The organism is Shewanella decolorationis (assembly GCF_004354305.1).
GTDB classification, from domain to species: domain Bacteria; phylum Pseudomonadota; class Gammaproteobacteria; order Enterobacterales; family Shewanellaceae; genus Shewanella; species Shewanella decolorationis.
In genome coordinates this window covers 3770419-3784823 of sequence record NZ_CP037898.1, presented here as the reverse complement: position 1 = coordinate 3784823, position 14405 = coordinate 3770419, and the positions used below count along the sequence as shown (strand labels likewise).

Below are 14405 nucleotides of genomic sequence, written 5' to 3'. Positions count from 1 at the left end.
TATGTCTAATAGTGTAACTTACGAAAGTCGTTATAAGTTTGCCGTCACCTTTTTGTTGGCTTCAGGACTATTAATAGCCAGTGATGCGAATGCAAAATGTCAACGTATCTCTACCACTACCACTAGTCCAACCAATGGCTCCTATGTTGATCCACTGTATGGTAAAACCGCAATTTGGGATGGTGCACATGACCCCAATCGTGGTGACCTCAATTTACCCATAGTGAATATTTCTGATACCGCATTTCAACCAAATGGGACAATGCTAGCGTCATCCATAGTGCCTTTTATTACCTATGGTCAAAGAGGGGGTTATGATCCTGAACAAGTGCTCTATCGCTGTGATGCGGCGGACGAGAATGAAATTTTTGAATACTATTCAGTAAACGCGGACAACGCATATAGCGGTATGTATGAAGATGGTGTCGCTGATGGTGTGAATAGAGGGTACGCAACGTACATAAAAAATGTTGTTGCAAGGCTTAAGAATAATCAGAGTGGTGAATATTTTTCGCGAATCTGGCAAAAGCGCGCAATGACAGGGTTAGACCGAGATGCCGAAGGTCGTATTTTAGTGAAAGCGAAAAACTTCACTGATATTTCGGTGGAGTTATTTAGGATCAGAGATGTCAGAGGTTTCAATGGTAGCAGCGCTGTCAATCGGCCTTATGAGAGTGGTTATAGCTATAATCAACCTGCTGGTTATATCGCGTTTGGTGGGCCGGGGATAACTCACCCCACGGAGGGGATTGACCATATATCCCATTATCCAGGTTGGTACGCGCAATGGCCCGGTAATATTAGTTTTTACCAACAAATGCTAGTAAGACGTACTCCAGGAACTTGCTCCGTAAGTAGCGTTGCTCCCTATGTTCTTTTTCCTGCTACAACAATTAATGAACTAGCACAAGGCCACTCTGTAAACGTCAATATGTCATTGAGCTATAGGTGCCAGGGGGATTTTATTTCGGGTACCCAAGCTGGAAATTTTGCAGTTGGCTTTAAGATTGATACGAATAGTTTTAATAGGGCTAAAGCTATGGGACTAACAGATCAAGCCGCCGTGAGTCATCTGTTGAGCCAGAATTATGGGAGCCCAGGTTATGCACAAGGAGTTGGGGTGATATTGGAACGTGAAGATGGTCTTACACAACCATTTGTGATTAAAACTTACCCAGATCTTGGAACGGGAATATATGACTCCAGTAAGGATGGTTGGCGCAAATTCATTGGTACAAATATTGACTATGATCCGATTAATAAAGTTACTATTTTGCACGAAACCTATACGGCAAAATTAACCAAAATACCGGGTGCGACCGTTACGGCAGGTAAATATTATGCACAGGCTCAAGTGCTTATTCGTGTTCAGTAAAATAGCCATCTTAGGCTTCATCTTGGCTAGTACAAACTGTATTGCAGGCGTAGTCATGGATAAAACCAGAGTCGTTATGTATGACAATGAGCAAGCACAGCAGTTAACATTGGCCAATACGAATGACTTTCCTGTAATCACTCAATTATGGGTTGATGATGGTGATATAGATACTACGCCAGAAAATACAAGAGCACCGATAATGGTTGTGCCTGGGATGTTAAAGTTCAGCCCAGGAGAACATAAAAGTATTCGATTGGTCAATTTGAATCACACTGAAAAGCGTGATCAGGAAGAAATGTATTGGCTGAACATCTATGAAATCCCTCCAGAGCCAAGTAACTATGAAGCTGGCTCTGGTGATCAATTGATGATTTTAACCATAAGAACACAAATTAAAGTGTTTTTAAGGCCAATTAATTTAAAAACGGAGCAAGATACTAGATTTGATAAACAATATTTCGTGCTAAATAACGATAGGTTGACGATAAAAAATGATTCACCATTTTTTATTGTGTATAGTCAGGTTTTACTATCAGATGGTTTGAATGAGGTTAAAATTTATCCGGAAATCTTATCACCATTTTCGAGTAAATCTATTAATATTACTAGCTCAGAAAAAACACTTAAAAATAAAAATGTAACAATTAAGTTTGACTATATTGATGATGACGGTGTTGTAAACTCTAAAAATGCCAAATTAACGTATTAGCCCAAAGAACACATCAGTGGCCTCTGGGCTAAATTCACGGAATAAATTTATTCTTCTGAACTATTCTTTTCGATATAATCTGCTATTTCACAGTCCAATCTTTCTAATTCATTAATTAACAATGTGAAATAATTATCAAGTGAATTATGGTTTGATTGCTCAAGATATTCACAGCATGCAACAAGTTTTTTTGCATCAATAATTCTTGCTGCGCCTTTAATCTTATGGGCAACATCCTTAAGCATTTGGTAGTCACTGTTATTTTTTGCTTGAAGTAAAGATTCTCGGTCTGTTTTATTACTCTTTGTAAGTTCGATAAGTAGCTTAACAATCAGTTCTTCATTGTTACCCGTTAAGTTATTCACAACTTCAGGTGAAAAACTGAGTCCTGAAGTGTCACTGCTATAAGTTTGGCTATGTGCTATCAGAACATAATTTAACTCTTGTAAACTTATTGGTTTAAATAAGCAGTCATTCATACCGGCTTCTATACATGCCTCTTTAACCTCTTTTTGGGCATTTGCTGTATAGCCTATAATCACGGGGGCTACATTACAGTAGTCCTTTTCGATGTTTCTAATTATTTTGCATAATTCATATCCATTCATTTCCGGCATGTTGCAATCTGTAATGAGATATTGAATTTCATTTTCTTTAAATAAATCAATTGCCGATTTTCCATTATCAGCTTCAATAACATTGTGGCCTAAAAATTTTAATTGCTGACAAAGTAGTAATCTATTTGCTGGATGGTCGTCTACTATAAGTATGCTATAGGACTGATCTAATTTATATAGATCCGTTACCTGAGATTCTACAAATTTAGGGATATCATCGAGTAACGTTAAGCTCAACTCCATTCTAATTTCTGTTCCTGAACCTAGCTGGCTCTTTAGTTCTAATCTTCCACCCATCATTTCGCATAGCGATCGACTAATCATTAATCCCAATCCGGTACCACCATATTTAATATGGGATTCATGCCCTTGAGAGAATGGTGTAAAGAGTCTTTGCTGATCCTCTGGTGATATTCCGATACCTGAATCAATGACAGTGAAGATAAATGAACATTGGCCTTGACTCAGGTTAGCGCAACTCACAGAAATTTTTACGCTGCCAACATCGGTAAATTTAATCGCATTACCAATTAAATTAGACAGTATTTGTTTGATCCTCATAGGATCGACTAACACGTCATTATTAACACGAGTATCAAAGTTAAGTTCTAGTGATAATCCTTTTTGATGTGCCAGTCCCTCAAAAACTCTCACAACTGAAGCGACAACCGATTTCAAATTAGTTCTTACAGGAGATAATGTCAGTTGTCCTGCTTCAATACGTGCTATATCAAGAATATCACCAATAAGTTCAAGTAAGCCATTTGCTGAGTCGTAAGCTACTTTAATTGTATTTAGTTCTGAAACAGGTAAATTTGGGCTTTTAAGCGCTAATTCCAACATTCCGATAATCGCATTCATTGGAGTTCTTATTTCATGGCTCATAGTTGCCAAAAATGTGCTTTTAGCTTGACTTGCAGTATCTGCTACATCTTTAGCATTTTTTAATTCCTTGATTAACTTAGCGCGGTCACTAACATCTATCCATCCCCCAATAATTCCTTCTATATTTCCCGTATCATCACCATATGATTTAAACCAGTGATAAATATTATACTTGATACCATCTATATGTAGTTCTCTGTCTTTAAAAATAGGGATGCCATCCTCTAAGGCTTGTATGTATTCCTTGTCAACAATGGGAGCCTCTATAGAACGGCTAACGCCTTCAATAGTCGTTTTATGTAATAAGTCCTCACGTGAAGAATTGAAAGCTTTCAAATAACTTTCATTACACATAGTAAGTTCACGCTGTTTATTTCTCACATAGATAGGGTGAGGAATAGCATCAACGATCTGTTGCATGAATAATAGTTGACCATCAAGAGCGCGAGTGGCTTTTAAACGCTGCCTGTAGTGTTGTCTGGTATAAAGTGTCCAACCAATTGATACTAAGATCAATATTAATGATGCAATTAGCGTTGTGTAAATTGTATAACGATAATCTTTCCAGGTTTGTTTAGCTGGTAGAGAATTACTTCTCCAGTAATTTTCTAGCGTTTGTAATTCATTTGGAGGTATCGCAAGTAGTGTTTTGTTAATAATGTCAACCAATATGTGTTCATTCTTTCTGACAGCAAAGTTAGCTGCTGCATTTGGAATGTTGTCCGCTATTTCTTTTATTTCAAGAGAGTCATCAAAATAACCATGGTTATAATAGTCTGCAATGTTTAGTGGTAATAGTGTATAATCGGCTTCATTATTTTTTACTGAATCTAAAGCTTCAATAAAATTAGAGGTTAGGTTTATATCTTTAAATTTAAGATGTTGCCTTGTATATGCTTCGATAGCATGCCCCTTGGGAACAGCTATGACAGGGTCGTTAATCTTTTCACTATTTTTCCTTTGAGCAATTATATAAGGTGAGCTCGAGAATTCCGACGAAAATTCAAATTTTTTAGATCTGGTATTATTTGGTGTTAATATAGTTATATACGGGATTTTACTTTTTAAAACTAGCTCTTGTTGTTCATTAAAGTCTTTTGATGCGGTATAGTCTATATCTAACCCTGAATATAGTCGCAACAATTCTAATATTTCAATCGCATACCCGGCAGGATGTCCGGAGCTATTAAGGTAAGAAAGAGGTGCCATATACTCATTAAAAACAACATTTATTTTGCCATTTGTTTTGATCCAATCTTTTTCTTCTTCACTATATACAGGTAATTCGCTTTTTTCAGGAATAATATACCCACCACCACTCCATCGTTTACGAATCAGTCGGCTTTCGTCTTTAGAGATTGTTTTTATTGCCTTGTTAAAAATTTCCAGCAGTGTTTTATTTGTATCTTTAGCTGCAAATGCAATACCTTTAGAGTCGATATGTACATATTCGTCTAACTGAAGTCTCTTGTAAAATGTATTATTTATCATGTAATTTGCTGAGGATAAATCCATGATAACGGCATCTGTTTTTCCAAAAGCGGCTGCTGCAACTGCAGCCTGTTTTGTCGGGTAATTAATAATCGTTTTATTTGGGAAATATTCTTTAACATCTCTATCCGCTAAATAATCATAAGCCATTGAGATCGTTTTTACTTCAGTATTTAATATCACATTTTTAAATAATGCAGGTCGATCTGAAATATAAGGTATGGATAGCTTTAACCCATTATATTCTTCGTAGTTATTGGCCGTGGTAAGTAAGTCAACATCTCCATTTTTTACAGCATTGATTGCATCCTCTCTGACTTTAAAACGGACTATTTTAACCTGCGTATGGAGTGACTCTTTTATTAACTGTAAAAAGTCTGCGCTAATACCTTGATAATAATGACTTTCTTCGTCAACGATATCATAAGGGTGGAAATTGGGTTCTGTAATCGCAATTTTGATGATTTGAAGATTACGGAGGTATTCTTCTTCTACTTGAGTTAATACTGTTCTCTCTGCTTCCAGATTAGGATGTCCTTTAAGTAAAAAAGTATCACTATCCAGATTATGTGCAGTTAATTTGTGAATTGGTAATATAATGATAGCTAATATAATAATGGATTTTAGTATAGTAGCAAATTTCATGATAAGTTATGTCTCTTCGCGATTTCTATTATATCTACTAGCGTTTTAGCATTAAGTTTTTCTAAAAGTCTGGTTTTATAAGTGCTGATTGTTTTGTTACTAAGCAGCATTCTATCTGCAATTTCTTTATTCGATAAACCTGTTGCTAGTTGTTGCAATACAACCATTTCTCTAGTTGAAAGCTTTTTAATTAATTCTGCCTCATCCTGAGTTGACTTAGAAATTACATTGCTATTTGCTAATATAGGAAAGTAGGAATGTCCCGATAGTATTGCTTTTAATGCACCAATGACCTCAGTTAAGTCTTTCTGTTTAGAGACAAAACCAGATGCTCCCGTTTGAATGCAACGAGAAACAAAGTGCTCAGATGGCTGTGCGGTTAACACCAATATGGGTGGATTATTAGTTAATTTTCGTGATCTCTCGATTACTTCTAATCCATCCAGTTGTGGTATCCCAATGTCTAGAATGACCGCATCTGGTGATAGTTCTTTCATCAATCTCAGTGCATCAACACCATTATTGGTTTCAGCAGTAATTTCAAAATTATTTTGCTCAAGAATGATTTTCAACGCCAAGACTACAACCGGATGATCATCTACTATTAATATTTTTTTCTTCATTAATAAAACTCCATAACTATTATGTACAGATTTTATCCTTTGTAAGTCCTTGTAGGAAACGCTAGAACGCGGTTCAGATATTTCCTACGCGGTGATCGGTCATTTCTTTTTTCAATTTATCGTAGCATAGACAAAATGAGGCGCCTTTATTCACGATTCTGATCATTTAGGTAAAGTGCTTCACATATGTTGTAATTTGTATCACTTGGCGGAGCAACTTGCATCTTATTATAGCAATTTATCTGCAACTGGGAGTTGTAGTTCATTTTGAAAGGATACTATGACATTTTAATTAGTTAGGTTTGAAGGACATTTGATGAGTAAGGTTCGAGTAATAGTCTTAGAAGATCATCCCTTTCAGCGTGCAGTGCTTGAATACAACTTAGCTTCGTTTACTGATGTTGAGGTATTCGCATTCGGTAGTGCTCAGGATGCTTTAACTTGGCTCGATGTTCATAAAAGTGCCGATATTGTCATTTGTGATTTGATGATGGCTGGAATCGATGGCTTATCATTTTTACGTAAGGCCAAAGCTAAATACAGTATTAGCGCAGTAGCTTTATTTAGTTGTATTGATATGGAATTAAGACGAGCTGTATCTCAAATGATAAAAATGCTTAATTTTGAGTATCTTGGCGATTTGAGTAAAAGCCCTTCAGTTGATAATTTGCAAAGTATGTTGGATAAATTTGTTTATTCTCGTACTCAAAAACGCAAAGTCATAACCCCTTCTAGAGTTGAAATAAGGCCGAAAGATTTTTCATTCGCTGATTTTCAGTTGGCACTTGAACAGCATCAGTTTGTAGGGTTTTATCAGCCAAAATTCGATGTGGCTGATTTTAGTCTCGCGGGTGTTGAAGTGTTAGCGAGGTGGATCCATCCCGAGCTCGGCACACTTAGTCCTGTCGTGTTTATTGAGCCATTGATTGGTCATGGACTACTTGATGAGTTGTTTTTGCAGTTATTCGAGCAAGGATGCCAATTACAGCAAGAGTTGTTAAACCAAAACCACCAGATATCGCTTGCTTATAATCTCGACATCTCTCAGCTCAATTCAACCAAATTAGTTTATCGTATTGTAGATATTGTGAAGCGGTTTAATATTCCCCCACGCTGTATCACGCTAGAGATTACTGAGACTGGTTTGCTCTCTGCCCCAGCGGTGAATATGGAAAATCTGATCAGGTTACGTATGCAAGGTTTTGAGCTGGCGATAGATGATTTTGGTGCGGCTCATTCCTCTCTCGCGAGATTATGCGAATTACCATTCTCGCAAATTAAGCTAGATAGTTGTTTTGTTAGGGAATTAGGTGTCGAACCTCGATGTCAGGCGGCGATTTCAAGTGTCATTGCATTATCTCAGGCACTTAACATGGAGTTAGTAATCGAGGGAATCGAAACAAACTCTCAGTTGGTCTTATTGCAGCAATTGGGTTGTACTGTTGGTCAGGGCTTTTGTTTCTCTCGCCCCATAGATGAGCATACCTTTATACAACGTTTTTTCCCTTTCGATAGAGAAATGGAAGACTGCATTAGGCTAAGTACCTAGTTCTAGTAGCCTTTAAGTGTCACACCTCTACTTTGGTTCACACTTTCCATGCCAGTTTTACGCTTTGCTCTAGGTTACGATGTAGCGAGTTTAGCTATTAGCGATCGATTGACTTTCAAGCTTGTTTGTTCAAGGTTTTCTGGCCAAGGGTAATAGCGGCGCGGCCTTTTAAAGCGAGCGATTTTATCGGCGAGAAAGACTTCGAGCTCGGCTTCTATTGCACTCATCTCTGGGCTTGTGCTGCCGAGAAAAATGTCACCACGAATAATGGCGGCGGGGAGTTGGCCGAAGGTAACGTCAGGCAGAGGGAAGACGATTGCCTCATCAATTAGCGGATGCAGTTTGAGCGCCGCTTCAATTTCCTCTGGCTGAATGTTCTCGCCGCCACTGATAAACATATTATCAACGCGGCCCAAGATCTTAAGATTGCCGTTAGCATCCCATTCGCCCCTGTCTTTGGTATAAAACCAACCCTCGGCATCGAGTGGTTTTTCAATGCCCTTATCCGTGAGATAACCCATAAATAAGCAATCTCCCCGTACCCAAATCACCCCATCGACAATTTTGAGTTCACGCCCTGGGAGTAATTTGCCACTGGTGCCATCGCTTAGCGCTGGGCCTGTGGTGATTTGCGAGCCCATTTCCGTCATGCCGTAACTGGTAAAGCTGGCAATATGCCGCTGTTCGAGCTGTTTAAGCAAATCGACAGAAATTGCGCCGCCGCCGAGTAGCAGGGCTTTAATGCTCTTGAGTGAAACCTGTTTGTCGGCGAGTAGATTGAGTAACTGTGTCGGTACGAGGGAAGCATGGGTTAAGCCGTCACGCTCGATTTGTGCCTGCAGCGGGAGAGTCGGATCCGGCAGCACTACCGTCGCCGCCACTAAGGCGCAGCGGTTGAGAATGGCGAGGCCGCCAATATGAAACAGGGGTAACGACAATAACCAAGCATCACCTGTGACCAGTGGGATCAGTCTGCGAGCGCCCTCGGCATTGGCTATATGATTCGCAAGATGGTGCACGGCCGCCTTAGGAAAGCCGCTGGAGCCAGAGGTTAAAATCACATTGCTTGGGCGATAAAGATCAAAAGCTATCGCTGCTTGCTCATTGTTTGGACTCACATCGAGGCTAAAATCCAGCGTGAGTTGATGACTGCCTGACAAGGCCAACTCCGCTTCGCTCCAATAGAAAGGGATTTGGTGGCTATCGATAAGCCCTTGAACTTGCGCCAGCGGAAAACGCGGCGAGATAGGAAAGAAAATTGCGCCAATATCCACACAGGCCCAATACAGGCAAATCATCTCTAAATTATTGCGGCTGATGCATGCCAATGGTTGCCCTTGGCCAACACCAATGCGCATGAGCTGTTCTCCCAAGCCCTGCACCATATGGCTTAAGCGGGCGTAGCTGATGTCATGCCCATTGAACTTAACCGCCGTTTGTGTGGGCGAGTTGAGCGCGGCGCTATGTAATGGCGAAATACCTTGCTGTGAAACGGATTGGGATGGAGCCAATGCTTGAGATTCGGACATCGGCAATTAATCCGGCTGTGTACTGGCGACAAGCTTAAGTTGATGAGGCTTCAAGCATTGTGGCTTGTTGCTTGGCACGATTAAGTCTTGGCTAAAGGCGCTCAAAGTATCGAGCCCTGGAATTTCATCGGGCGTCAGTATGGCGGCTAAATGGGCCAAGTCATTGATGCCTAAGCTGGCCTCAAGGCTTGAGCTTAAGATGCAGCGCACGCCATGGCTATGGGCCTCATCGATAAGGCGCTGAAGTTTTTCAATACTGCCCAGTAGCATGGGTTTGATGATGAGCGCCGTGAGCCCCTCATGCATCACAAATTGATAATCCGGATCATTGAGGGATTCATCTAAGGCGAAGGGCAGAGGAATAGCGCGATACAGGGTTTGATTATCCTGCGGATGCTGACAAGGTTCCTCAATATATTCAATGCTCTCTAGCGGTAAACAGGCTGCAAAGTCGAGGGCCTGCTCTAAGCTAAAGCCACGGTTGGCATCTAAGCGCAGCTTAAGATCGGGTCTCTGGCCTAAGATGGCATAAATCAGGCCCAACTCATCTTCCATTGAGGTTTGTGCGACTTTCACTTTGACTGAGTGTACGCCGCTATCGAGACTCGCAATTCTTGCTATTAATTCGGATTTTGGCGCATCCGCTGGCTGATAGATGAGCGGCACTGTGGTGGTAACTGGGCGCACCGCATCGAGTTTTCCACTAAGTTTGGCGTGCAATAGACTCAAGCCAAAGGCAATGGATGGAAAGGGACTCGCTTCGGCCTGCTCGAGCAAGCAATCGATAGACTGGTTTTGCAGGCTGGGCAATAGCGCCACTAAGGCTTGCTGTACTTCATCTAGGCTCTCGCGGCTAAAACCGGACAACGGCTGTTGGTCGATATCAATCCCTGAGAGCGGCGCGATTTCAACCAGTTGCTCGCTTTCTTCACCCTCTGCTCGTGCTTTTGCCTGCAACACTAAGCCCGTTCTATGGTCGATACGCTGTTTCCCCACGGGTAAAAAGCGGTCTAAGGGCAGGCGATATAAGGACAAGCTGAGCGAAGTTAAGATCATATTTTCCCTAAATTTATTTGTTTCAAGTCATCGATTTTTTAAGCTTGAGTGCGCTTAAGCAGGCGACTAATGCCGCGGGATTGGCCTGATGTATGTTATGCCCAGCCAGTTCAATCTGATGCATGATGATGGGCTGTTGTGCTTGCCAATCCTTTGCTATTGCAGTGAATTTCGCATCTTGGCTGCCAGTAAAAAAATGGCATTCACAGCCAAGGCTTTCAGGTAAATCCCAGAGAGAGGCTTGGCGAGCCAGCGATGTGGCCAAAAAAATCTGTTTTAGTGTCTGCTTGGGATGTTGGTCGAGCAGCGCCGCACGCTTGGCAATCAAGGCATGCCGAGCCTTGTCGGACATATCGGCAAACACCGCCTGTTGATACCAAAGCTGTAAAAAATCCCGACTGCTTAAGCTGAGTAAGCGTTTGGCCCACAGGTTGTCGTTTTTACTGCGTGCGGCTTGCTCTGCGGTATCGGTTAGCCCGGGATGACAGGACTCTAGCCATAAGCTCAAAATGCGTTGTGGATAGGCCTTGGCAAGATGCAGCGCGATGCGGCCGCCGAGGGAATAACCGTAGAGATAAAAGGATTCAATACCAAGGCGGTCGAGGCGACTGATAACGTCTTGAACACAATGCTCAAAACCATTGGCGAGCGTTGATGGTGGCTCTTGCTGATTGTCGCCGTGTCCGGGTAAATCGAGGCAGATACAGTGAAAATGCTGGCTCAGTTCGGGGATAAGCGGCAGCCAATCGGTTTTAGTCCCTAAAAAGCCGTGAAGCAGGACTAAGTTTGGCTGCGAGACTTCCCCGTAACGGGCTACGGTTGGCATTAGCTTTGTTTCACCCATAAATTAAGCGCGGCGATCTGCTCGCTGGCTTGATGTTGGCTCACACTGACTTCGATCACCGAGGCGCCCTGATAATCCAGCGCTTCGTGATAACAACTTTGGAAGTCGGCTAAATTATCCACTTGATTATAGGGCAGATTGAACATGGCCGCGGCATAACCAAACTCTAGACCATGGCTTAAGCGGTAGTAATCACTGCGCAGCTCTTCGTTGGGAACGGGCAAGAGATTAAAGATATTGCCGCCATCGTTATTGAGAATAATGATCACCAGCGGACTGGTTAAGCTGCGGGCAATGGCAAAAGAGTTGAGATCATGCAGCTGGGATAAATCCCCAATAATCAAGCTTGTGGGTTTACCTTGGTGTGCGGCAATGCCGCAGGCTGTCGCCAGTAAGCCATCGATCCCCGAGGCGCCGCGATTAGTGTAAGTGGTGGCAGTGCAGCAGCTCACTGGCGCGTACATATCGTACAAACGTACCGGCAGGCTATTGCCGATAAACAATTGCTGCTCCAGCGGCCGTGTATTGGCAATTGCACGGATAACCTGCGCCTCACCAAACTCACCTTGATCGATATTACGCACAAATAAGTGATGCAATTCATCATTATAGGTGATTAGGGTGTTAGCCCAATTCGCCGACGAAGAGCGATACCAATTGAGTTGAGCAAATTGGGCGGCATTGGCATGCCAGATGTGTTTAGCATTATGGCTTGGGTCGAGCCTGTCCTGCTGTGGCAGCACTTGCCAGTAACTGTGCCAGTTTTGCTCGGCAAGGTAAGCAATCAAACGCTTAGACAATAAGCGTCCACCAAACACCAGCACTCGGTCAGCCTCTTGCAACAGATTGCGCGCCTTGGGATGTTGCAGTAGTTGGTCAATATTGCCTATCGCCGCCGGATGTTGCCGCAATTGCGACTGTGCATCGGTCAGCAAGGGCCAACCAATTTTTTGTGAGAGGGCGATAAGCTGCTGTGGATCTTGCTCCGGCGTGAGCGTACCCGCGATGATGACGCCCTTGCCGTGGACGAAACGCATAATGGCGTCATCGCTCGGGCTGCTGAGTTGTTCACTCTTACCGTATTGAGTGTAGGGTCTGGCGTGTTGTAACCAAGTTTGCAATGGCCTCAGATAAGGCGATTCGCTATCGAGAATGGCGCCGTTCATCTCACTCGGATAGAGGGGTTCACGGTACATGCAGTTGATATGCACTGGGCGTGTTTGGTTTGCCACCGCCTCATCGAGGGTTGTGAGCAACATCTGCGGTGCAATGTGTGCATCCGGCGTGGGCAGGTTTACCTGCTGGGCATAATTGGCAAAAATTGCCGGTTGCACTATGGCTTGGTTGGCGCCACAACCGAGTAACTCTGGCGGTCTGTCACCGCTTAAGACAATCAAAGGCACATGGGTCAACCAAGCTTCGACTATCGCAGGATAAAGGTTGGCGACGGCCGTGCCTGAGGTGGTGATAATTGCCACCGGGGCGCAACTGGCTTTGGCTAATCCGAGGGCCATAAAACCTAAGCCGCGCTCATCGAAATGCAAGTGACGTTTCAGCTTAGTTTGCTGAGCCGCGGCTAAGGTTAACGGTGTCGAGCGTGAGCCCGGCGCCATGCAGACATGCTGCACACCAAGACGTGCTAATTCTTCCAGAATCAGTGCGCCCCACATTAGGTTCAGTGTGGCTGTGTTTTCGGTTCGCATAGCAAGATCAATCAGGATAAAGATGGGCTTAGTGTAACGTGTTTGGCGGCTAAGATGTATGTCTGGCTTAACAAAACTTAGGGTTGTACGCAGGAGGGTGAGGTGGAGCCTAAGCTAAGGCACAGGATGCCTATCACCTCGAATAACAAGATGGCGAATGTTTATAAATCAGCGATCAGATAATGTTGTCGACGATTTTTTTAATTTGTCCGCTTAACCAGAGTAACTCCTCATTAGCTTTGTTGGGTTGATTTTTTTGCACAAGGAAAATTGTCGGCGCCTCGGTATTTGCATATAAACGCTCGGCCTCCAGTTGCGATAACTGACAAGTATGTAGCTCAGGTATTTCGGCCACCATTTCGTAAACTACTCGATATGGCAGTAAGGAAATCGTCTGGCTCTCGCCGAGGTATTCAAACAGGCTTGAAATACTGGTAATGGTAATTTCAGTATTGAGTTTTATGCCGTTTTTTATACAAAATTCTTGATACGGGCTGAGCCGAGTGCTGGGGTTGCCAAGATCTGTGTTGACATAAGGATACTCGGCGATGCTCTCAAGCGTGATGTCGCGTTTAAAAATGGGATGATTGCGGCTAGCGATCAGGTAAACCTTGTCCATGCGTTGTAGTGTTGTGGTTTGTAATTTGTCGCCATAGGCGGCGACATCAGCGGTGCTCTTATTACAGCAAATACCTAAAGTGGTGTCCCCATTGATGATGTCCTGCGTGGTATGGATTGACCAAGGGGTAATATTAATATGGATAGATTTCTGTTCTTCCTTAATGGCTTGCATTAGGGCTTTAGGAAACGCATAGGCGATGAGCCCCGGTGCTGCGATTTCAATATGGGTTTTAACATGGTTAGCATTGGCGGCACGTACCTTTTGAAACTTATCAGTACATTCAATGGTTTGTTTAGCTATAGGATATAAGTGAGTGACAAATTCATTAGGGAATAAGCCATATTTCTTACGAATAAAAAGCTCATCACCGAACACTTCCCGCAGATTTTTTAGGCTGCGACTTATTTTGGGTGCGGGAATATCCAATGCCTTTGATACATAAGTTGCAGACTTGTTCTCATATAATGAAACAAGTATTTTTAAACTCAAAATATCGAGGCCGTCCATGTTACTAATATGCATTTTTTATATTCCTTAATATTGAGTAAATACTTTAAAGAACACCTAATTATGGTGTTATTTATTTAATTTAATGTGAATCCCGTCTCAAGTTTTACACCTTGAATTTATCTATGTGTAACAAAGGGTTTAGAATTTGTTTTTTTATATTTCAAAAAACATAATTAAACTAATTTGAAATTTTAATTTTTGACATTCAGTTCGGCAAATTTCAGTTTCTTAATTAACTATTATC

10 protein-coding genes are annotated in these 14405 nt (G+C 42.2%); 3 read left to right on the top strand and 7 right to left on the bottom strand.

Going from position 1 to position 14405, the window contains the following annotated elements; all coding sequences use genetic code 11:
* The first annotated feature begins 1 nt into the window (after position 1).
* Both EYR25_RS16890 and EYR25_RS16885 read left to right on the top strand, forming a co-directional pair.
* Entirely contained in the window at positions 2 to 1375 is a 1374-nt protein-coding gene (locus tag EYR25_RS16890) for a fimbrial protein (RefSeq protein WP_133181627.1), read from the top strand.
* 55 nt (positions 1376 to 1430) lie between these two features.
* A complete protein-coding gene (locus EYR25_RS16885) occupies positions 1431 to 2087 on the top strand; it encodes a fimbrial biogenesis chaperone (protein WP_165953516.1) in 657 nt (218 codons plus the stop codon).
* Positions 2088 to 2134: 47 nt separating this feature from the next.
* Here the strand turns inward: EYR25_RS16885 and EYR25_RS16880 are convergent, their stop codons facing one another.
* Complete coding sequence (locus tag EYR25_RS16880; protein WP_133181623.1) at positions 2135 to 5725, bottom strand: response regulator; 3591 nt, start codon at positions 5723 to 5725, stop codon at positions 2135 to 2137.
* The gene (locus EYR25_RS16875; protein ID WP_133181621.1) at positions 5722 to 6348 is read right to left on the bottom strand and encodes a response regulator transcription factor; all 627 of its coding nucleotides are present in this window, start codon (positions 6346 to 6348) and stop codon (positions 5722 to 5724) included. Before EYR25_RS16875 ends, EYR25_RS16880 begins: the two co-directional genes overlap by 4 nt.
* Positions 6349 to 6664: 316 nt before the next feature.
* On the opposite strand from EYR25_RS16875, the gene EYR25_RS16870 reads away from it, so the two are divergent.
* Positions 6665 to 7897 (top strand): EAL domain-containing response regulator, encoded by a 1233-nt coding sequence (locus tag EYR25_RS16870; RefSeq protein WP_133181618.1) that lies wholly within the window; start codon positions 6665 to 6667, stop codon positions 7895 to 7897.
* A gap of 74 nt (positions 7898 to 7971) precedes the next feature.
* Here the strand turns inward: EYR25_RS16870 and menE are convergent, their stop codons facing one another.
* The 5 genes from menE to EYR25_RS16845 all read right to left on the bottom strand — a co-directional run bounded on the left by menE (position 7972) and on the right by EYR25_RS16845 (position 14173).
* The gene (menE, locus tag EYR25_RS16865; RefSeq protein WP_133181616.1) at positions 7972 to 9426 is read right to left on the bottom strand and encodes an o-succinylbenzoate--CoA ligase; all 1455 of its coding nucleotides are present in this window, start codon (positions 9424 to 9426) and stop codon (positions 7972 to 7974) included.
* A gap of 6 nt (positions 9427 to 9432) precedes the next feature.
* Entirely contained in the window at positions 9433 to 10482 is a 1050-nt protein-coding gene (menC, locus tag EYR25_RS16860; protein WP_133181614.1) for an o-succinylbenzoate synthase, read from the bottom strand.
* Positions 10483 to 10504: 22 nt separating this feature from the next.
* Positions 10505 to 11308 carry a 2-succinyl-6-hydroxy-2,4-cyclohexadiene-1-carboxylate synthase gene (menH, locus tag EYR25_RS16855; protein WP_133181611.1) on the bottom strand — a complete coding sequence of 268 codons (804 nt, stop codon included), beginning with the start codon at positions 11306 to 11308 and terminating at the stop codon, positions 10505 to 10507.
* Complete coding sequence (menD, locus tag EYR25_RS16850) at positions 11308 to 13029, bottom strand: 2-succinyl-5-enolpyruvyl-6-hydroxy-3-cyclohexene-1-carboxylic-acid synthase (protein WP_133181609.1); 1722 nt, start codon at positions 13027 to 13029, stop codon at positions 11308 to 11310. Before menD ends, menH begins: the two co-directional genes overlap by 1 nt.
* Before the next feature lie 175 nt (positions 13030 to 13204).
* Positions 13205 to 14173: a LysR family transcriptional regulator gene (locus EYR25_RS16845; RefSeq protein ID WP_039976946.1), complete on the bottom strand. Its 969-nt coding sequence runs from the start codon at positions 14171 to 14173 to the stop codon at positions 13205 to 13207.
* Positions 14174 to 14405 lie beyond the last annotated feature (232 nt).